This is a genomic window from Micromonospora sp. NPDC048169, from assembly GCF_040652815.1.
In the GTDB taxonomy this organism is placed as follows: domain Bacteria; phylum Actinomycetota; class Actinomycetes; order Mycobacteriales; family Micromonosporaceae; genus Micromonospora.
The window spans coordinates 21,726-42,101 of the sequence record NZ_JBEZMS010000031.1; the positions used below are offsets into that span (position 1 = coordinate 21,726).

Consider the following 20,376-nt stretch of genomic DNA (forward strand, 5'->3'; position numbering starts at 1 on the left):
GTCAGACCCCCGCAGCTGCCAGCTCGGCGGCCCGCTCGGCCGCGCCGTCCATGGTGTCGACCCGCTGGATCAGCGGGTTGGCCGCGCCGTCGAGGATCGCCCGGCCGGCCTCGGCGTTGTTGCCGTCGAGGCGCACGACGAGCGGCTTGGTGGCCTTCTCGCCGCGCTGCTCCAGCAGCGCCAGCGCCTGCACGATGCCGTTGGCGACGGCGTCGCAGGCGGTGATGCCGCCGAAGACGTTGACGAAGACGCTCTTGACCGACGGGTCGGACAGCACGATCTCCAGCCCGTTCGCCATCACCTCGGCGCTCGCGCCGCCGCCGATGTCGAGGAAGTTGGCCGGCTTGACGCCGCCGTGCCGCTCGCCCGCGTACGCGACCACGTCGAGCGTGGACATGACCAGGCCCGCGCCGTTGCCGATGATGCCGACCTCGCCGTCGAGCTTGACGTAGTTGAGGTCCTTGGCCTTGGCGGCCTGCTCCAGCGGGTCCACCGACGCCTGGTCGACAAGGGCCTCGTGGTCCGGGTGCCGGAACGCGGCGTTCTCGTCCAGGGTGACCTTGGCGTCCAGGAGCAGCAGCTTGCCGTCCTTGGTGGTGGCCAGCGGGTTCACCTCGACGAGCGTGGCGTCCTCGGCGACGAACGCCTGCCACAGCTTGACCGCGACGTCGACGACCTGGTCGGCGATCTCGGCCGGGAAGCCGGCCGCGGTGACGATCTCCCGGGCCTTCGCCTCGTCGACGCCGGTGTTGGCGTCGATCGGGGCCTTGACGACCCGATCCGGGGTCTCGGCCGCCACCTGCTCGATGTCCATACCGCCGGCCACGCTGGCGATGCAGAGGAAGGTGCGGTTCGCCCGGTCGAGCAGATACGAGAAGTAGTACTCCTCGGCCACGTCCGCGGTCACGGTGATCATGACCTTGTGGACGGTGTGACCCTTGATGTCCATGCCGAGGATGTCGGTGGCCCGGGCCACCGTCTCCTCCGCGCCCTCGGCCAGCTTCACGCCGCCGGCCTTGCCGCGGCCACCGACCTTCACCTGCGCCTTGACGACCACCCGGCCGCCGAGGCGTTCGGCGATCGCGCGGGCCTCCTCCGGGGTAGTGGCGACGCCGCCGGCGAGCACGGGCAAGCCGTGCCGCTCGAACAGGTCCCGCCCCTGGTACTCGTACAGGTCCACGTTTGCGCGTCCCGTCCCGTCTCCGCGGCGCGCCGTCGCGCCGCCACCAGCTTCGGAAAATCAGTTTGACGCCTGTCATCAGATGAGACAGGCCATTTGCCGCAGCCTAACGAGATGGGAACGGGCGGCAACCGAGCGGGTGCGCGGTGTGCGGTAATGCACAGGCCGGGCCCGGCCGGTCCGGTCACCGCCGCGCCGGCGCGGGCGGGCGTCAGCCGTACGGGGGATGTCCGGACCGGGGCGTAACCGCCCGTCGGGGGCGTCGTTGAGTGTGATGTCGGCGTGCTGGTGAAGCGCGACGACGGGAGCGGCCGATGCCCTGTCGGTCGAGGGGTGGCGGCGGGGCATCGTGCATAGAGGGGCCGGGCGTGTGAGGGGTGCGTCCGGCCCCTCCCCCGTGCCCGGAGCCGGGAACGCGGGGGCCGCGGACCGGCGGGTCAGCCGACCGGCTGGGCGACGTTCTCCCGCACCCACCCGACGATCGACCCGGTGGTCGCGCCCGGGGTGAAGATCTTCGCGACGCCGAGCCGCTCCAGCTCCGGGATGTCGGCCTCGGGGATGATGCCGCCGCCGAACACCACGATGTCGGTGGCGTCGCGCTCGGCGAACAGCTCCACGACGCGCTTGAACAGCGTCATGTGCGCGCCGGAGAGCACCGACAGGCCGACCGCGTCCGCGTCCTCCTGGATGGCGGTCTCGACGATCTGCTCGGGCGTCTGGTGCAGGCCTGTGTAGATGACCTCCATGCCCGCGTCACGCAGGGCGCGGGCGACCACCTTCGCCCCACGGTCGTGGCCGTCCAGGCCGGGCTTCGCGACGACGACCCGGATACGAGAGCTCATCTGCGCACACCTTTCACCGGCACTCCTGACCTGAACGAACGGTAACCCGCCCGGCCGGGAGGCGGGAAGCCGGGCCTGATCCGTCCCACAACCGGTCCCGCCCCTCTACTGCCCAGGCTCGCATGCGGAAAGCCGGACACCTCCGCCGTTCGGTCACTGTCCGCGACGAATGGGCAGTCGGCAGGCCATCCGACCGGCGGCACGAGATATAACAAGGCCGGATAGATTTGGACATAACGAATCGGCATTTCGGCGCTTCGGCTTGTGACAGGAGTGGCGGTTGGCTAACGTGTCCACGGTTGTCATCAAGTCCACGGACGGGTGACGACGCGACACCGGAGATTCAACCGAGCTTCACCGAGCGGTCCGGAGTCGCATCGGATCCCCGACAACGGAGGGTGTGCGTGCGCCAGCGCCTGTCGTCTGAGCCCGATCGATATCGCGGCCGCCGCCGCGTACCCACCCCCCCGCGGAGCCGCTACGCCGCGGTGGTCACCACCGCGTTCGTCGGTGCCGGCATCGTCGCCATCGGCGCGAACGCCCTCCCCGACGCCAAGAGCGTCAACCCGTCGGTCCTCGACGAGCTGCGGCAGGCCTCGGTCGCCAGCCAGGACGCCGCCGACCGTGGCAAGAGCGCGGACACCGCCTCCCGCTCCGACCGCTCCGACAGCAAGGCCGCCGAGCAGGACCCCTGGCTCCTGCCTCTGCACGGCTACGACTTCAAGTCCCCCTACGGCATGCGCTGGGGCAAGCTGCACACCGGCGTCGACCTGGTCGCCCCGGAGGGCACGCCCTACAAGGCGATCCACGCCGGAACCGTCACCAAGGCCGGCTGGTTCGGCGGCTACGGCTATGCCGTCATCGTCGAGCACGCCGACGGCAGCGAGGCCATCTACGGCCACTCCTCCGCCGTGACGGTCAAGGAAGGCCAGGAGGTGAAGGCCGGCGACCAGCTCGGCCTGGTCGGCAACACCGGCCACTCCTACGGCTCCCACCTGCACCTCGAGATCCATGTCAAGGGCCAGCCGCAGGACCCGGTGGCATACCTGAAGGATCGCGGAGTGAACATTCAGCTCGAACTCGAAGAGTTCTACAGCGACGCAGCCGCTTCCTGACGCTCCGTAACGCCTCTTAACCGCCCGGACCGCACGGTCCGGGCGGTTTCGTCTGTGCCGATGTCTCCCACGTCACATCCGCGAGTGTGAGCGGGACCACGCCGGTCGAAGATCGTCTCTTCGACCGAACCGGTCGCGCGGCGGGAAACCGGACGCGCCGCGACGACCCGTGCCGCCGCCTCCGCACCCCCGATACCCGCTGCGAGCTGCGCCGACACCAGTATTTCGAGGTCACGTGCCCCTCGAACCGATGAAGGATCCCGTGCAGCACAGCAGCCCCACCCCGGACAACGCTCCCGCCCGGCACCGGCGCCCCGCCCGGCGTGCCGTCTACGTGGTCACCGGCGCGGTGGCCCTGCTCGGCCTCGGCATCGGAGGCGTGGTCGTCACCACCGCCCCGTCCGACCCGAGGCCGGCCGCCGTCGACCTCGGCGTAGCGGCCCGCGCCGACGACGCCGCCCGCGCCGACCGCTCGGCCCGTGAGCCGGTCACCCCGTCCGCCGTACCGGCCAGCCCGTCGCCGAGCCCGAGCGCGAGCGCGACCACCCCGGCACCGAAGAAGACGGCGGCCGCGAAGCCGAAGCCGAAGCCGAAGCCGAAGAAGACGACAGCGGCGAAGAAGCCGACCTGGGTCATCCCGATGAAGGGTGCCGCCGTCACGTCCTGCTACGGGCCCCGCTGGGGCACCCAGCACGCCGGCATCGACTTCGCCATGCCGGCCGGCACGCCGATCCACGCCGCCGCGGCGGGCACCGTGGTCAAGGCCGGTGACGTGGGCGACGGGTACGGCATCTCGGTCTTCATCGACCACCACAACGGCTACCTGACCCACTACGCCCACCAGAGCCGGCTCGCCGTCGGCGTGGGCGACAAGGTCACCGCCGGCCAGGTCATCGGCTACGAGGGCTCCACCGGCGACTCCACCGGCCCGCACCTGCACTTCGAGGTGCACCAGGGCGCGATGTGGAGCCAGATCGACCCGGCGCCGTTCCTGCGTGCCCGGGGCATCAGCGTGGCCTGCTGACGCGGGTGATCCATCGGCGTGGCCGAGCCGGAGACGGCTCGGCCACGCCTTCGTTTCGTCAGGGGGTCACCCGGGTGGCCGGGCTGTCCCCGGGCAGGCCCGACATGTCCGTCTCGACCGGCGGCACCGGAGTGGCGCCGAGGGCGCTGCCGTCGGTGGCGTACGCGGTGAGGGTGGCCGGCTGGTCCGGCGGTACCCGCGTGGTGCCCGCCTTCGACGCGTCGAGCGCGACGGCGACCGGAGGTGCGCCGCCGACCGTGACCGTGACCCGGGCCGCGTCCGGCGGGGCGATCACCCGCACCTGGCCGGTGGGCGGACGGGTGCCGTCGTCGGCCCGGATCCGCCAGCCGATCGGCCGCCGGTCGGCCCCCTCGGCCGGCAGCAGCAGCCGCAGGTCGGTCCCCCAGCCGGTGCGGTGGTCGCCGCGCATCGCGTACGCGATCACCCCGCCGCCTGCGGGCTGCACGGTGAGCAGCGCGGCAGGCCGGCCACCCTCGGTGCCCGACCACAGCACCCGTACCGTCGTCCCGGCCACCGGAAGGCGGCTGTCGAGGAGCGCCCATCCGGCGACGTCGCGCAGGTCGGCGTCGGCCATCGGCGTGCCTCGGGCGCCCCGCCGGGCGGCGGTGAGCAGGACGTCCATCTCCCGCCCGGTCGGGTCGATCCCGGCGTACGGGCCGCCGCCCAGACCGCCCTGGAAGAGCACATGGTTGTCGCCGCCGACCCGGACGACGGGTTCGTGCCGCAGCGGCCCGGGAGGCAGGACGGCGAACCCGGCCCCGCTGCCGTCTGCCCGCGCGATGTCCTCGTACTCCAGCGTTCCCCTCGTCGTGTACCGGGGGTCGCCACTGATCGTCACAGTCGAGCCCGGGGGCCCGACGACGACCGCGAACCCGCCCCCGTCCGGACCGGCCTGCATCAGCGTCATGACCGGGTCGTCGGCGGCCTCGCTGTGACCGGCGTAGCGCATCTGCGCGGCGTCGGCCCCGGCCGGGCCCGCGTACCAGACCAGCGTCTCCTTGGTGAGCAGGCCGAACCGCAGCGGCACCGCCACCAGTGCGACCCGGCGGCCCGGCCGGTCACTGCCGTAGAGCAGACGAATCCGGTCGCGATCCCCGACCTTCCAGAAGCCGTCCGCCTTCGAGCCGCCCAGTGCGGTGGGGCGGCCCATCGCCGGATCGGCGCTGATCCGCTCCCGTAACGTGTCCAGCCAGGCCCGGTCGCCGGCGAGCGCGCCCCGGGGCGGCGCGTCGAGCAGCGCCGCCGGGGCGGCGGCGACAGCGATGCCGGGCGCCCAGCCCGGGAGGGGCACCACGTTGGCCTGGACCCCGACGAGCGCGGCCACGACCGCTGCCACAGCCGCCCGGATCAGCCGGTTGCGCCGATGCCGTCGCTCGCGCCGGGCGAACCCCGGCCACGGGTCCTCGGGTACGCCGACACCGTGCGCGGCCTGGCACAGCGCGGGACCGAGCGTCGAACGGGCGAAGTTCTCGGTCATGCCGGATCCTCCTGGAGCCGTACCGGGGACGCAGGGGCGGGCGGGGCGAACTCGACCCGCAGCCGGGCCAGCCCGCGCGACGCCTGGCTCTTCACCGAGCCGACGGAGCAGCCGAGAACCCGAGCGGTGTCCGCCTCACTGAGGTCCTCGAAGTAGCGCAGCACCAGAACCGCCTGGGTCCTGGGCGGCAGCCGGCGCAGCGCGGTGAGCAGCAACCGTCGCTGCTCCACCTGCGCGTACTCGTCCGGCGTCAGTGTGGTGTCGGAGGCCAGCAGCGGCACCTCCAGCGGCCGACGCCGCCGTCGCCAGGAGATCGCCGTGTTGACCATCACCCGGCGTACGTAGACCTCGGGCGCATCCCGGCGCAGTACCCTTCCCCAGCGCCGATGGGTCTTCTCCAGCGCAGACTGCACCAGGTCCTCGGCCGTCCCCCGGTCGCCGGTCAGCAGGTAGGCCGCCCGGAGCAGCCTCACCCACTGTTCCTGTACGAACAGCCGGAACTGTTCGTCGTCCTCGTCGCGACTCACGCCACCTCCAGGTCGCATCCGTCTCGCGTCCACGAGCGGACGCAGAGGAAGACGCGAACGGAGACCTGCGGGGTTGAGTGCCGTCGGGCTACGAACGCCCAGCGCTCAGAGCTTGTCGATCGGGGCGTGCCGCAGCACCAGCCACATGGTCTGGTCGCCGAAGTCGATCTGCGCCCGGGCGCCCGGCCCGGCCCCCTCCACCGCCAGCACCCGGCCCAGGCCGTACCGCTGGTGGTTGACCCGGTCGCCGGCCGAGACCTTCGGGGCCTGCTTCAGCTCGCTGGCGGTGGCCAGGCGGCTCGCGTCCACGCCCAGCCGCTTGGCCAGCTCGGTCGCCTTGGGCGTGCCACCGGCGAAGCCGCCGCGGCCGAGCCGGTCCGCCCGGCCGCCGACGCCGCCGCCCCCGCCACCCCACGAGGTGTACGACCCCTCGGTGCGCTCCCAGCGGACCAGCTCCGGCGGCAGCTCCTCAAGGAACCGTGACGGCGGGTTGTACGCGGGCGCGCCCCAGGCCGACCGGGTCACCGCGCGGGACAGGTAGAGGCGCTGGCGGGCCCGGGTGATGCCCACGTACGCCAGCCGCCGCTCCTCCTCCAGCTCGCGCGTGTCGCCGAGCGAGCGCAGGTGCGGGAAGACGCCGTCCTCCAGGCCGGTCAGGAAGACCACCGGGAACTCCAGCCCCTTCGCGGTGTGCAGGGTCATGAGGGTGACCACGCCCTGATGGTCCGGGTCGTCGGACGGGATCTGGTCGGCGTCGGCGACGAGCGCCACCTGCTCCAGGAAACCGGCCAGGGTGGCCCGCTCGTCGTCGGCGCCGAGCGCCTCGATCCGCTCGGTGTACTCCCGGGCGACGCTCACCAGTTCCTGGAGGTTGTCCACCCGGCCGGCGTCCTGCGGGTCGAGGCTCTCCTCCAGCTCGGCCAGGTAGCCCGAGCGGGTCAGCACCGCCTCCAGCACCTCCTCCGGGGTGCCGGTGCCGGCCAGCTCCCGCGCCGCGTCGAGCAGCGCGACGAACTCGGCGATGCCGTTCGCCGCCCGGGTGGAGATGCCCGGCGCGTCCTTGGCCCGGCGCAGCGCGGCGCCGAAGGAGATGCGGTCCCGCGCGGCCAGCGCCTCCACGCACGCCTCGGCCCGCTCGCCGATGCCCCGGCGCGGGGTGTTGAGGATCCGGCGCAGGCTGACCGTGTCGTCGTCGTTCACCACGGCACGCAGGTAGGCGAGCGCGTCGCGGACCTCCTTGCGCTCGTAGAAGCGCACCCCGCCGACCACTTTGTAGGGCAGGCCGACCCGGATGAACACCTCCTCGAACACCCGGGACATGGCGTTCGTGCGGTAGAAGACCGCCACGTCGCCCGGGCGGGTCTCGCCGTCGTCGACCAGCCGGTCGATCTCCCGCGCCACCCAGTCGGCCTCGGCGTGCTCGGTGTCGGCGACGTACCCGACGATCTGCTCGCCGGACCCGGCGTCGCTCCACAGCCGCTTCGGCTTGCGGGAGGTGTTGCGGTCGATCACCGCGTTCGCGGCGTTGAGAATGGTCTGGGTGGAGCGGTAGTTCTGCTCCAGCAGGATCGTGCGGGCGTCGGTGAAGTCCCGCTCGAACTCCAGGATGTTGCGGATGGTCGCGCCCCGGAACGCGTAGATTGACTGGTCGGCGTCGCCGACCACGCACAGCTCGGCCGGCGGGATCCCCTCGGTCCCGGAGACCAGCTCCTTGATCAGCACGTACTGGGCGTGGTTGGTGTCCTGGTATTCGTCGACGAGCACGTGCCGGAACCGGCGCCGGTAGCTCTCCGCCACGTGCGGGTGCGACTGGAGCAGGTGCACCGTCGTCATGATCAGGTCGTCGAAGTCCAGCGCGTGTGCCTCGCGCAGCCGCCGCTGGTAGAGCGTGTACGCCTCGGCCAGCGCCCGCTCGTTGGGCCCCTTGGCCCGGCCGGCGAACTCCTCCGGGTCGACCAGCTCGTTCTTCAGGTTCGACACCTGTGCGGCCAGACCCCGGGCCGGGTAGCGCTTCGGGTCCAGATCCAGCTCGCGGGCGACCATCTGCATCAACCGGCGCGAGTCGTCCGCGTCGTAGATCGAGAACGTCGACTTCAGGCCGGCGTGCTCGTGCTCGGCCCGCAGGATGCGTACGCAGGCCGAGTGGAACGTCGAGACCCACATGAGCCGGGCACGCGGGCCGACCAGCGCGGCCACCCGCTCCTTCATCTCACCGGCGGCCTTGTTCGTGAACGTGATCGCGATGATCTCGCCGGGATGCGCGTCGCGGGCGGCGAGCAGGTAGGCGATCCGGTTGGTGAGCACCCGGGTCTTGCCGGAGCCGGCACCGGCCACGATCAGCAGCGGAGAGCCGGCGTGGGTCACGGCGTCCCGCTGAGGGCCGTTCAGGCCGTCGAGGAGGGCGCCCGGGTCCGGCCCGGGGCCCCCGGGACGGCGCGACGGGGTCGGCCGGGACTCCGGCGCGGGTGGGGACGCGGGAATGTCGAAGAGAGGATGCATCGCAGCCCGAGTCTATGCCGCCCGGCGGACACTTCCCCGCCCGCGCCGCCGGTCGGCGCACACCGGCACGTCTCACCTGTTGGTGCGTCTTCTTGCGCGCCCGCCCGGGTGGTCGGCATACTCGACGCGTGTTCGATCAGCGCTTCTCCTTTTACTACGGCACCGGGAGTCCGGCAGCCGTGGGTCGCGCCTGATCACTGACCTACGAAACGCCCCGGGCTCCCCAGAGCCCGGGGCGTTTTTCGTTCCGGGATCCGGGTACCGGGCCCGAGCCCCGAGAGGGACGACGATGATGACTGACGTGGTGGAGCCCAGCGGCAGCCTGGCGCGGCACGACCGGCCGGCCGGCGGCGACCCGACCGGGGCCGCCGCGGCCCGGACCGGCACCGACGACACGGCGGCGGCGGAACGGATCGGCGAGATCCGGCGGCGGATCGACGAGATCGACCGTACGCTCATCGCGCTCTGGCAGGAGCGGGCCGCGCTCTCCCAGGAGGTCGGCGCGACCCGGATGGCGTCCGGCGGCACCCGGCTGGTGCTCTCCCGCGAGCGGGAGATCCTGGAGCGGTTCCGGGCCGAGCTCGGCGCCGACGGCACGCAGCTCGCGCTCCTGCTGCTGCGCGCCGGCCGCGGCCCGCTGTGACGGCCGCGCGGACGCCGTGACGGCCGTGGAGACGACGAACCGCCTGCCGGCGTCGAGTTGACGCCGGCAGGCGGTCCGGAACGGATCAGGCCACCTCGTGGGTGACGACGATCTCCCGCTTCTCCGCGAAGTGGCAGGCGCTCGGGTGGTCCGAGCCCGGCCGGATCTCCAGCAGCGGCACCTCCTGGGCGCAGACGTCCTGCGCCTTCCAGCACCGCGTGCGGAACCGGCAGCCCGAGGGCGGGCTGACCGGCGACGGCACGTCGCCCTGGAGCCGGATGATCGCCTTGCTCTCCCGCACGGTCGGGTCCGGCACCGGCACCGCCGACAGCAGAGCCTGGGTGTACGGGTGGGTCGGCCGCTCGTAGATCTCGTCCTCGGTGCCGATCTCCACCATCTTGCCCAGGTACATCACGGCGACCCGGTCGGACAGGTGCCGCACCACGGACAGGTCGTGGGCGATGAAGACGTACGACAACCCGAACTCGGCCTGGAGCTTCTCCAGCAGGTTCATCACCTGGGCCTGGATCGAGACGTCCAGGGCCGACACCGGCTCGTCGCAGACGATCACCTCGGGCCGCAGCGCCAGCGCCCGGGCGATGCCGATGCGCTGCCGCTGACCGCCGGAGAACTGGTGCGGGTACCTGTTGATGTGCTCCGGGTTGAGGCCGACCAGGTCGAGCAGCTCCTTGACCTTGCTGCGCCGGCTGCCGCGCGGGGCCACCTCGGGGTGGATCTCGAACGGCTCGCCGATCAGGTCACCCACTGTCATCCGGGGATTCAGCGAGGTGTACGGGTCCTGCATCACGAGCTGGATCTGCCGGCGCAGTCGCCGCAGCGCGCCGCCGGAGAGCTTCGAGATGTCCTGGCCCTTGTAGAGGACCTGACCGGAGGTCGGCTTCTCCAGGTTCATCAGCACCCGGGCGAGCGTCGACTTGCCGCAGCCGGACTCGCCGACCACGCCGAGCGTCTCGCCGGCCTTGAGTTCGAAGGAGACGCCGTCGACGGCCTTGACCTGGCCGATGGTCTTCTTGAACACCACGCCCCGGGTCACCGGGTAGTGCTTGACCAGGTCACGAACCTCGATGATGTTCTCAGTCACGGTTCACCAGCTCCTCGGCGAAGTGGCAGGCGCTGGCCCGGCCGTTGCCCAGTTGCAGCAGCGGCGGGACCTTCTCCCGGCACACCGGCTGCGCCATCGGGCAACGCGGGTTGAACGCGCAGCCCGGCGGAATGTTCATCAGGTTCGGCGGGAGGCCCTTGATGGTGCGGAGCTCCTGGCCCTTCTCGTCCATCCGGGGGATCGAGTTGAGCAGGCCCAGCGTGTACGGGTGCGCCGGCTTGCGGTACAGCTCGTAGACGTCGGCTTCCTCGACGATCCGGCCGGCGTACATGACCGCGATCCGGTCCGCGACGTCGGCGACCACGCCGAGGTCGTGGGTGATCAGGATCATGCCCATCTGCCGCTCGCGCTGCAGTTCGCCGAGCAGGTCCATGATCTGGGCCTGCACCGTCACGTCCAGCGCGGTGGTCGGCTCGTCGGCGATCAGCACCTCGGGGTCCAGCGCCAGCGACATGGCGATCATGGCGCGCTGCCGCATACCGCCGGAGAACTGGTGCGGGTAGTTGCTGAACCGGCCCTTGGCGTTGGGGATCTTCACCTGGTCGAGCATCTCGATCGCGCGCTTCTTGGCGTCCGAGCGGCTCATGCCGCGCCGGACGCGGAACTGCTCGGCGATCTGGAAGCCGACCGTGAAAACCGGGTTGAGGGCGGAGAGCGAGTCCTGGAAGATCATGGCGATGCCCTCGCCACGGATCCGTCGCCGCTGCTCGGCGGACTGCTTGAGCATGTCCTTGCCGTGGAAGCGGACCTCGCCGCCGGTGACGAACCCGGGCGGGGTGTCCAGGATGCCCATGATGGTCTGCGCGGTGACGCTCTTGCCGGAGCCGGACTCGCCGAGCACGGCGAGGGTCTCCCCCGCGTCGACGTGGTACGTGACTCCGTTGATGACCTTGGCGACGCCGTCCCGGGTGCGGAACTCCACCCGAAGGTCGTCGACCTCGAGCAGGCGGCCCGAGGGGCGGCCGGATCCGTCGGCGCCCGGCGCGGACTGCTCGGACACGAGAATGTCGGACAACTCAGTTCCCCTATCGGAGCTTCGGGTCGAGGGCCTCGCGGACCGCCTCGCCGAGCATGACGAAGCTCAGCACGGCGGTGACGAGGAACGCGGCGGGGAAGAACAGCAGGAACGGCGAGACCCGGATGTAGTTCTGCGCCTCGCTGATCATGATGCCCCAGGAAACCACCGGGTTCTTCAGGCCGATGCCGAGGAACGAGAGCGTGGCCTCCGCGCCGATGAACGAGCCCACCAGGATCGTGCCGTAGACCAGCAGCGGCGCCAGGCAGTTCGGCAGCAGGTGCTTGAGGATGATCCGGCCGGTGCTCGCGCCCAGGGCACGGGCCGCGACGATGTAGTCGGCCTCCTTGGTGGAGAGCACCGAGGAGCGCATCAGCCGCATCACCACCGGCCAGGTCAGCACGCTCAGGGACAGGATCACCAGGCCCATGATCGTCCACTCGCCGTTGTCGGTGCCGGACCCGTTGAACGTGGTCAGGATGACGATCGAGCCGAGCACGAACGGCAGGCCGAAGAAGATGTCCGCGATCCGGGACAGCACCGCGTCCACCCAGCCGCCGCGGTAGCCGGCGATGATGCCCATGGCGCCACCGACGAACAGCGTCAGGAGGGTGGAGACCACAGCGACCACGATCGAGGCGCGGGCGCCGTAGATGACCCGGGCGTAGACGTCGCGGCCCTGCACGTCGTAGCCGAACCAGGCGGAGGAGGACGGCTCGACCCGGCTGCGCTCCAGCGCGCCGTTCACCGCGTCGCCGGAGGTGAACAGCGACGGGACGGCGGCCATCAGGATGAACAGCAGGATGAACGTCGCCGAGATCCAGAACAGCGGCTTGCGACGCAGGTCGATCCAGGCGTCGCCGAGCAGGCCACGGGGCTTCTGCTGCTTGGCGCTCTCGGGCAGACCGGCGTCGGTGGGTGCGCCCGACCCGGCCTCGGTGGGCATGGTCGCGGGCGGCGTCGTCACGATCGACGCGGAACTCGGGTCACTCATGCCCGCACCTCGTTGCGCTCGGCGCGGGCGTGGTTACCCGCGCAGACTGCTGGGACGATTCGTTCGCTGCGGCGGTCACTCATAGCGGATCCTCGGGTCGAGGGCGGCGTAGAGCAGGTCGACCACCAGGTTCATGACGAGATAGACAAGCACCAACACCACCACGATCCCCACAACGGTAGCGCTCTCCTTCGTGACGATCGAGCGGAGCACCTGCCGGCCGATGCCGTTGATGCCGAAGATGCCCTCGGTCACGATCGCGCCACCCATCAGCGCACCGAGGTCGGTGCCGAGCAGGGTGACCACCGGGATGAGCGAGTTGCGCAGCAGGTGCACGCCGACCACGCGGCGCATGGGCAGGCCCTTGGCGATCGCGGTACGGACGTAGTCGGCACGCCGGTTCTCGGCGATGCTCGTCCGGGCCACCCGCGCCACGTACGCCATCGACGCGCTGCCGAGCACGAACCCGGGCACGATCAGTTCGCTGAACCGCATCTCGTTGGAGACGGTCGGGTTGATGATGCCCCACTTGACGCCGAGCAGCCACTGAAGCACGAAGCCGATGACGAAGACCGGCAGGGCGATCAGGAAGAGCGTGGAGACCAGGACCAGGTTGTCCAGGAAGCCGTTGCGCCGCAGACCGGTCAGGATGCCCGCACCGAGACCGATCACGGCCTCGATGGTGAGGGCGACCACCGCCAGCTTCAGGGTGTTCGGGTACGACGTGGCGATGATGTCGCTGATCTCGCGACCGCTGAACGTGATACCGAAGTCACCCTGCAGAAGGTTCTTCATGTAGCTGGCGTACTGCACCCAGATCGAGTCGTCGAGATGGTACTTCTCGACCATCATGGCCCGGTAGTTCGGCGGGCAACCGCGGTCGCCGCACTTGCCGGCGAAGGGGTCACCGGGCACTGACCAGACGAGCCAGTAGATCAGGAACGTCGTGCCGATGAACACCGGTACGAGTTGCAGCAGCCGTCTCAAGAGATAACGGCCCATGGGGTGGTCCTCCAGACAGGGAGCGCCGGGTAGGCCGGCGCGGCGGCGACAACGTGCGAGGGGTTCGTTGTACACCCCCTCGCGGAACGGCCCCGGGTCGGGCTCACCGGTAGGCGAGCCCGACCCGGGGTCAGACCGTTCGGATCAGAGCTCGACCGAGGTGATGTCGAGCTCACCGACGTTGGACAGCTCCAGCTTCTTGATCTTCTCCGAGTAGCCGGACTGCTGGCCACCGAAGTAGATCGGCATGGAGGGGACGTCCTGGTCGATCAGCTTGACGGCCTCAGCGAACTTCTTGTGGGCCTCCTCGATGCTGGGGGCCGCGGAGGCCTCCTTGGCGAGACGGTCCACCTCGGGGTTGCTGTACTTGCCGTCGTTGGAGGAACCACCGGTGACGTAGAGCGGGTTGATCCAGTTCTCGACGTCCGGGTAGTCCTGCTGCCAGCCGGCCCGGTAGGCGCCGGTCATCTTGTAGGCGTTGATGTTGGCGCGGAAGACCGCGAAGGTCGGCACGCCGACCGCGACCGCGTCGATGCCCAGGTTGGTCTTGATCTGCTGGGCGACGGCCTCCATCCACTCCTTGTGGCTAGCGTCCGCGTTGTACGACAGGGTCAGCTTGCCCTGGAAGCCACCGGCCTCGGTGAGGAGCTGCTTGGCCTGGGCCACGTCGAACTTGCAGGCGGTGCAGTTCTTCGGCTCGGCACCCGGGGTCAGCGGGTTGGCCCAGCTGTCGGCCGGCTTGCGGTTACCGAAGAAGATCTTGTCGGTGATCGACTGCCGGTCGATGGACAGCGAGATCGCCTTGCGCAGCTTCGGGTTCTGGAAGCGCTTGTCGTAGATCGGGAAGGCGATGATGCCGGTCGACGGGGTGGTCGTCGGCATGGCCCGCTCGCCCAGGTCGGTCTTCCACTTCTCACCGGCCAGCGCGGAGACCGGAACCTGCTGCTGGAAGTCCAGGTTGCCGGCGAGCAGGTCGTTGTACGCCGCCGTGTCGTCCTGGTAGATCTTGACGGTGACGTCCTTGATCTTCATCTTGTCGCGCAGGCTGTAGTCGTCGAAGCGGGTCAGCTTGATCTCGACGTCGTCCTGCCAGGAGACGAGCTTGACCGGGCCGTTACCGATCGGCTTCTTGCCGAAGTCAGCCGGGGTGGACGAGAAGAACGCGTCCGGCAGCGGCATGAAGGCGCTGTAGCCGAGCTTGGTCGGGAACACAGAGGTCGGCGCGGAGAGCGTGACCTCGAAGTTCCAGTCGTCGACGACCTTCAGGCCGGACATGTCCTTGGCCTTGGGCTCCGGAGCCTTCTGCGGGCCCTCCGGGCCGTCCGGGTCCTCGGTGTAGACGTCGTCGAAGCCCTGGATGTCGGAGAAGAAGGAGGCGTTCTGCGCGCCGTTCGGGCCGTACGCCGCCCAGTTCCAGGCCTTGACGAAGCTCTCGGCCTTGACGGTGGTGCCGTCGTGGAACTTGGTGTTCTGCTTGATCTTGATCTTGAAGACCTTCGAGTCGGTCGTGTCGATCGACTCGGCGAGCAGGTTCTGCGGCGCCCCACCGTTGTTGGGGTACTCGACCAGGCCGCTCCACACCCAGTCGATGACCTTGCCACCACCGGTCTCGGTGGTGTTCGCCGGAACCAGGGGGTTCTCCGGCTGGGTGCCGTCGATGACGATCGCGCCGTCCTTGCTGGCGCCGGCGTCGCCACCGTCGTTGTTCCCGCTGGAGCAGCCGGACGCGACGAGCGCGAATGCCGCGCCCACCGCGAGCGCGCCGCTCGCCCGCTTCGAGACTCTCATTCCGAGGGGCCTCCTCTTTCTAACCTGGTTCCGTCGTGAGTTTCACGCACGTCTTGGGGGGTGACACCACCGGCGGCCCGAACCGCAGGACACCGGTTTACCGCAGAGGAATTCGGGACACCCCAGGGGTACCGATCCGCCGGGCGCCACACCCTGGACGAGGCACCGCGCAGGGTCGGCGACCACGCGGCGGCGCGAAAGACGGCGTCACGTGTTCGACGGGCCCGACGAAGTGCCTCACACCGGGGGGTGAGGTGCTGCCACTGTGACACCAACCGGCCCTTTCCGTGAAGGTGCCGTTATCAAGCCGTTAGTTGGTCGCCACGTTGCCGATACTTGAGAAAAGATCACAAAGTGTGCGGACGATAGGGCCCTGAACAGGCAGAACGGGCAGCAAGAGGTCGACGGGTGTCCCTACGGCAGGGGAGCTGTGACGTTCGCCGCGCCGGCGCGGACGTTCCTGGTGGGCGTACGACTGTCGCGTTTTCTGTCCGTCCGGATGATGTCATGCCGACTGAGCGGTCGACACGACCACCCCGGGGTACGAGGCCGCCGAGGCCCCGCCCCCGGGCGGCAGCCGGTCCTAGACCAGCCGGCGGTCGGCGGCCCAGCGGGACAACTCGTACCGGTTCGACATCTGGAGCTTGCGCAACACGTTGGAGACGTGCGTCTCGACCGTCTTGATCGAGATGTACAGCTCCTTGGCGATCTCCTTGTACGCGTACCCCCGGGCGAGCAGCCGCAGCACCTCGCGCTCGCGGTTGGTGAGCTGGTCCAGCTCGGGGTCGGCCACCGGCGCGTCCGGCCGGGAGGCGAACGCGTCCAGCACGAACCCGGCCAGCCGCGGACTGAAAACCGCGTCGCCGTCGGCCACCCGGCGGATCGCGTCGGTCAGCTCCTCCGGCGAGATCGTCTTCGTGACGTACCCCCGCGCGCCGGCGCGGATCAGGCCGATCACGTCCTCGGCGGCGTCGGAGACGCTCAACGCCAGGAACCGCACCTGCGGGTGGGTACGCCGCATCGCCTCCAGCACCGCGCGGCCACCGCCGTCGGGCATGTGCACGTCGAGCAGCACCACGTCCGGCGCGGTGGCCGCGATCCGGGTCACCGCCTCGGCCACCGAGCTGGCCTCGCCGACCACATCCACCCGTGCGCCCAGCTCGGCGCGGACGCCGGCCCGGAACATCGCGTGGTCGTCGACGAGGAACACCCGCAGCGGCCCGCGCGGCGTCGTACCCTCGACCGGTTCCTGCTCGGACATGTCACCTGTCCCTTTCCGCCGTGGGGCCGGAGCCGCTGATCGGCAGGATCAGCCGGACCTCGGTCCCTTCCCCCGGCTCGGACCGGATCTCCGCCCGGCCGCCGTGCCGCTTCATCCGTCCGATGATCGAGCCCCGGACGCCGTGCCGGTGATTCTCCACGGTATCCGGGTCGAAGCCCTTGCCCCGGTCCCGGACGAACACGCTCACCTGCTCCGGCTCCACCTCGGCGTACAGCGACACGGTCTGCACACCGGCGTGCCGGGCCGCGTTGACCAGAGCCTCCCGGGCGGCGGCCACTATCGCGCCCACCCGCTCGTCGGTCTCCCGGTCGCCGACCACCACCACCTCGACGGTGATGGCGAAGGTGTCCTCCACCTCGGCGGCGGCCTGCTCCAGCGCGGCCGCGAAGCGCTCGGTGGGCGACGCGGTCGGCTTGTAGAGCCAGTTGCGCAGCGAGCGCTCCTGACCCCGGGCCAGCCGCTGCACCGTCTTGACGTCGCTGGCGTTGCGCTGGATCAGGGCCAGCGTGTGCAGCACCTGGTCGTGCACCATCGCGGCCAGTTCGGCGCGCTCCTGCTCCCGGATGCGGCCCTCCCGCTCGGATCGCAGCTGGTTCCAGGTGCGCCAGAGCACCGGACCGGTGACCACGCCCACGCCGGCCAGCCCGACCAACGCGAAGATCACGCCGTTGAGCACCGCGTCGAAGTTCTGCGACGGCGAGTAGACGGCCGCCACGCCGATGATGCCGACCGCGACGAGCACGCCGCCGCCGATGAAGCGCAGCACGAACGCACGCCTGTCGCTCTCCTCCACCACCGCGCCCAGCCAGGGCACCGCGGAGTCGCCCCACTGCCGGCGGCGCTCCGGGGCGGCCTGGTGCCAGATGACGCCCGCGCCGACCGCGATGATCGCCACCAGCCAGCCGGCGGTGCCGGCCGCGCCCACCGAGTTGAACGCGACCACCTGGAGCAGCAGCACGCCGAGGCCGATCACCACGAACGGCAGCAGCTGGGCGAGGTCGCGGCGGGGCGGGGCGGCGGTGTCGCCGGGGCGGGGCGGGACCACCGCCCAGAAGGCGGCGTAGAGCAGCAGTCCGAGACCACTCAACCCGAGCAGCACCATGAACGCCACGCGGACCCGCAGCACCGGGATGCCCAGGTGCTCGGCGATGCCCGCGGCCACCCCGGCGGCCAGCCGGTGCTCGGTGGCCCGGTAGAGGCGCGGGGCGTGCGGTGCGGGGGTGCTGCTGATCGGAGACTCCCAGGTCGAGGCGGATGTGGCGGCAGCGCCGACGCTCAGATCGTCACACGGCGGCGACGCCCCGGACCACGGGGACGCCCCGGAGTTTCACCGGCCGCGGATCTCAGGGTGGGGTCAGGGTCGGGTCCGGAGGCTGTTCGGGCGGCCGGGGCAGCAGTATCGAAGCCATGAACGAGGACGCTGCCCGTCCGCCCCGCCCCTGGGCGGCAGCACAGGACGCCCCGCCGCCGCCCCCGCCGGGAGCGGCGCCCACCACCGACCAGGCGGCACCACCGCCCGGCGGCGGCACGCCGTTCGCCGGTCCGCCACCCGGTGGGTACGCCCCACCGCCCGGCGCCGCCGGCTTCACCACCCGGTACGGCCTGGTACGCCCTCGCCAGGGCCGCTACCTGGCCGGGGTGTGCGCCGCCATCGGCCGGGCCACGAACACCGACCCGGTGCTGTGGCGCGTGCTGCTGGCCGTGCTCGGCTTCTTCGGCGGCATCGGCATCATCGTGTACATCGCCGGCTGGCTCATCGTCCCCGGCGAGGGCGACACCGCCTCGCCGCTGGAGGCCATGCTCGGCCGGGGCCGGTCCAGCATGTCGCCGATCACGGTGATCGTGCTCAGCATCGTGGTGGCGCTCGGCTTCGCCTACGTCGTGACCGACGGGTTCCGGGCGATCCTCCTCGGCGCGGTGATCCTGATCGGCGGCGCGCTCCTGCTCAACCGCGACCAGCGCGGCCCGGCGCAGCGCCCGGCTCAGCCGGCGCCGCCGCACGGTCCCCCGCCGGGTCCGGTGCCGCCGGTGGCCTGGCCCGCACCGCAGGCCCCGGCGCCGGGTACATGGCCCGCGGCTCCCCCCGCGGCGCCGTGGACCGGCGCGCCCGCCGGGCCGGCCGTGCCGCCGGCACGCCCCGGCGTGGCGCCCGCCACCGGCCTGCCCGGCGCTGTCCTGCCCGCCACCCAACCGGAGCCCGGCTACCCGCCGGCCCGCCGCCCCGAGCCGGGGTACCCGCCCGCGCCCGAGCCCGGCCACCCGCCGGTGCCCGCCGCCGAGCCCGGCTACCCGACGCCGGGCGCCTCTGAGCCGGACAACCCCGTGACGTCCGGCGCGGAGCACGAGCCGGGCAACCCGGCGAGCTTCTCCGGGCCCGCGACCGGCTACCCGACGCTGCCCGCGCCGGGCTGGCCCGCCGCTGCGGGCACCCGGCCGGCCCCGGCCGAGCCGACGACCGTCTCGATGCGGCACGTGACCGGCGCGGTCGCCGACACCGCCTCCTGGCCCACATACGGCGGGAACCCGGCCTGGCCGGGCGCGCGGGACGCGGGCTCCCGGCTGGACGAGCCGGCCGCCGTGCCGCCGCCCGCGCCGGTGGGCGCGCCGCTGCCGCCCGGCGGCTACCGGCCGCCGTTCGCCCCGCACGGCCCCTACGCCGGATCACCGCCCGGCCCGCCCGTCCCGCCACCGGTCCGGCCGCCGCGGCCGCCGAAGCGGCCCAAGGAGCGCTCGGCGCTCGGCGCGGTCACGTTCTCGCTGATCTTCCTGGCGCTCGGCGTGGTGGCCATGCTCGACCTGCTCGACGTCTTCCCGGTCGGCGCCGCCGGCTACTTCGCCGCCGTGCTCGCGACCATCGGCCTCGGCCTGCTCGTCGGCACCTGGTTCGGCCGGGCCCGCTGGCTGATCGCGCTGGGCCTGGTGACCGCGGCGGCGCTCGGCATCGCCACCGTCGCCGAGTCCTACGACCGGGTACGCGGCATCGACGGCAACGTCACCTGGGCCCCGACCGACCTGCGCGACCTGGCGAGCCGGTACGAGAACAACCTCGGTGACGCGACGCTCGACCTGCGCGGTATCGACTTCGACAAGCAGGACGTCCAGGTGACAGTCGACGTGAACCTCGGCAACGCGACGGTGGTCGTACCGCCGAACGTCGACGTGACCACGGTGGCCGACGTGAACGCCGGTGACGCCACCGTCTTCGGCCGGCGCAGCGGCGGGCTCGGCGGTCGTCAGTGGGAGACCACCGACGCCGGCCCCGACGGTCCCGGTGGCGGCAAGCTACGCCTCTTCGTCCACGTGAACGCCGGCAAGCTGGAGGTGACCCGGTGAAGGCGCACCGTACCGACCTCGTGTCGCTCGCTTTCGGACTCCTCTTCCTCGGCCTGTCCGTCTGGTGGCTGCTGGCCCGGATCCTCGGCCTCGCCGTACCGCCGGTCGGCTGGTTCCTGGCCGGCGGGCTGGTGGTGATCGGACTGCTCGGGCTGATCGGCGCGCTGCGCTCGGGCCGCGCCCCGGAGCAGCCCGCCCCGCCGCCCGCACCGGAGGTCACCGTCGCCGCGCCGTACGGTTCCCCGGCCGGTGGCACGGCGACGGCCGGTGGCACGGCGACGACCGACGGCGCCGACGAATGGGCCACCGAGGCGACCACCGACCCCGCCGAGCCGGCCACCCGCGAACTGCCGCCGCTCGACGAACCGGCCGACGAACCGGTTCGGCAGCGCCGTACGCCGGAGGATCCGGCCTGACCGCGCCACTGCGGCGCCCTTCGGACGCGGCCTATGCTGGTCGGCGGAGATCTCGCCTCCGCCGGCCGGCCCGCGCCCCCGACTCGCCGGAGCCG

At 71.5% G+C, this 20,376-nt stretch carries 17 protein-coding genes; 5 read left to right on the forward strand and 12 right to left on the reverse strand.

What is annotated here, in order from left to right; all coding sequences use genetic code 11:
• Position 1 precedes the first annotated feature (1 nt).
• Both sucC and AB0D28_RS23100 read right to left on the reverse strand, forming a co-directional pair.
• On the reverse strand, positions 2–1,180 hold the full coding sequence (sucC, locus tag AB0D28_RS23095; protein WP_210896351.1) for an ADP-forming succinate--CoA ligase subunit beta: 1,179 nt from the start codon (positions 1,178–1,180) through the stop codon (positions 2–4).
• Positions 1,181–1,617: 437 nt separating this feature from the next.
• The gene (locus AB0D28_RS23100) at positions 1,618–2,022 is read right to left on the reverse strand and encodes a cobalamin B12-binding domain-containing protein (RefSeq protein WP_357388830.1); all 405 of its coding nucleotides are present in this window, start codon (positions 2,020–2,022) and stop codon (positions 1,618–1,620) included.
• A 404-nt stretch (positions 2,023–2,426) separates the two neighbouring features.
• Between AB0D28_RS23100 and AB0D28_RS23105 the strand changes: the two genes are divergently transcribed.
• The gene (locus AB0D28_RS23105; RefSeq protein ID WP_357388832.1) at positions 2,427–3,137 is read left to right on the forward strand and encodes a M23 family metallopeptidase; all 711 of its coding nucleotides are present in this window, start codon (positions 2,427–2,429) and stop codon (positions 3,135–3,137) included.
• Between the two features lie 250 nt (positions 3,138–3,387).
• Positions 3,388–4,161, forward strand: coding sequence for a M23 family metallopeptidase (locus AB0D28_RS23110; protein ID WP_357388834.1), 774 nt, complete (start codon positions 3,388–3,390; stop codon positions 4,159–4,161).
• Positions 4,162–4,219: 58 nt separating this feature from the next.
• On the opposite strand, the gene AB0D28_RS23115 is transcribed toward AB0D28_RS23110, so the two are convergent.
• From AB0D28_RS23115 to pcrA, 3 genes are all read right to left on the reverse strand, one after another.
• Complete coding sequence (locus AB0D28_RS23115; protein WP_357388836.1) at positions 4,220–5,659, reverse strand: hypothetical protein; 1,440 nt, start codon at positions 5,657–5,659, stop codon at positions 4,220–4,222.
• A complete protein-coding gene (locus AB0D28_RS23120; protein ID WP_357388838.1) occupies positions 5,656–6,186 on the reverse strand; it encodes a SigE family RNA polymerase sigma factor in 531 nt (176 codons plus the stop codon). Before AB0D28_RS23120 ends, AB0D28_RS23115 begins: the two co-directional genes overlap by 4 nt.
• A gap of 105 nt (positions 6,187–6,291) precedes the next feature.
• Positions 6,292–8,685: a DNA helicase PcrA gene (gene pcrA, locus AB0D28_RS23125; protein WP_357388840.1), complete on the reverse strand. Its 2,394-nt coding sequence runs from the start codon at positions 8,683–8,685 to the stop codon at positions 6,292–6,294.
• A 289-nt stretch (positions 8,686–8,974) separates the two neighbouring features.
• On the opposite strand from pcrA, the gene AB0D28_RS23130 reads away from it, so the two are divergent.
• Positions 8,975–9,328 (forward strand): chorismate mutase, encoded by a 354-nt coding sequence (locus AB0D28_RS23130; RefSeq protein ID WP_357388842.1) that lies wholly within the window; start codon positions 8,975–8,977, stop codon positions 9,326–9,328.
• Positions 9,329–9,413: 85 nt separating this feature from the next.
• On the opposite strand, the gene AB0D28_RS23135 is transcribed toward AB0D28_RS23130, so the two are convergent.
• The 7 genes from AB0D28_RS23135 to AB0D28_RS23165 all read right to left on the reverse strand — a co-directional run bounded on the left by AB0D28_RS23135 (position 9,414) and on the right by AB0D28_RS23165 (position 17,763).
• Positions 9,414–10,430, reverse strand: a complete 1,017-nt coding sequence (locus AB0D28_RS23135; protein WP_357388844.1) for a dipeptide ABC transporter ATP-binding protein — start codon at positions 10,428–10,430, stop codon at positions 9,414–9,416.
• Positions 10,423–11,451 carry an ABC transporter ATP-binding protein gene (locus AB0D28_RS23140; RefSeq protein WP_357388887.1) on the reverse strand — a complete coding sequence of 343 codons (1,029 nt, stop codon included), beginning with the start codon at positions 11,449–11,451 and terminating at the stop codon, positions 10,423–10,425. The genes AB0D28_RS23135 and AB0D28_RS23140 overlap by 8 nt, the downstream gene beginning before the upstream one ends.
• Positions 11,452–11,476: 25 nt before the next feature.
• Positions 11,477–12,460: an ABC transporter permease gene (locus tag AB0D28_RS23145; protein ID WP_357388846.1), complete on the reverse strand. Its 984-nt coding sequence runs from the start codon at positions 12,458–12,460 to the stop codon at positions 11,477–11,479.
• Between the two features lie 75 nt (positions 12,461–12,535).
• Positions 12,536–13,462, reverse strand: coding sequence for an ABC transporter permease (locus AB0D28_RS23150; protein ID WP_357388848.1), 927 nt, complete (start codon positions 13,460–13,462; stop codon positions 12,536–12,538).
• A gap of 144 nt (positions 13,463–13,606) precedes the next feature.
• Positions 13,607–15,250: an ABC transporter substrate-binding protein gene (locus AB0D28_RS23155; RefSeq protein ID WP_357388850.1), complete on the reverse strand. Its 1,644-nt coding sequence runs from the start codon at positions 15,248–15,250 to the stop codon at positions 13,607–13,609.
• A 583-nt stretch (positions 15,251–15,833) separates the two neighbouring features.
• On the reverse strand, positions 15,834–16,511 hold the full coding sequence (locus AB0D28_RS23160) for a response regulator transcription factor (protein ID WP_357388852.1): 678 nt from the start codon (positions 16,509–16,511) through the stop codon (positions 15,834–15,836).
• 1 nt (position 16,512) lies between these two features.
• Positions 16,513–17,763 carry a PspC domain-containing protein gene (locus tag AB0D28_RS23165; RefSeq protein WP_357388889.1) on the reverse strand — a complete coding sequence of 417 codons (1,251 nt, stop codon included), beginning with the start codon at positions 17,761–17,763 and terminating at the stop codon, positions 16,513–16,515.
• Positions 17,764–17,939: 176 nt separating this feature from the next.
• On the opposite strand from AB0D28_RS23165, the gene AB0D28_RS23170 reads away from it, so the two are divergent.
• Entirely contained in the window at positions 17,940–19,865 is a 1,926-nt protein-coding gene (locus AB0D28_RS23170) for a PspC domain-containing protein (protein WP_357388854.1), read from the forward strand.
• Complete coding sequence (locus tag AB0D28_RS23175) at positions 19,862–20,281, forward strand: hypothetical protein (protein ID WP_357388891.1); 420 nt, start codon at positions 19,862–19,864, stop codon at positions 20,279–20,281. The genes AB0D28_RS23170 and AB0D28_RS23175 overlap by 4 nt, the downstream gene beginning before the upstream one ends.
• Positions 20,282–20,376: the final 95 nt, after the last annotated feature.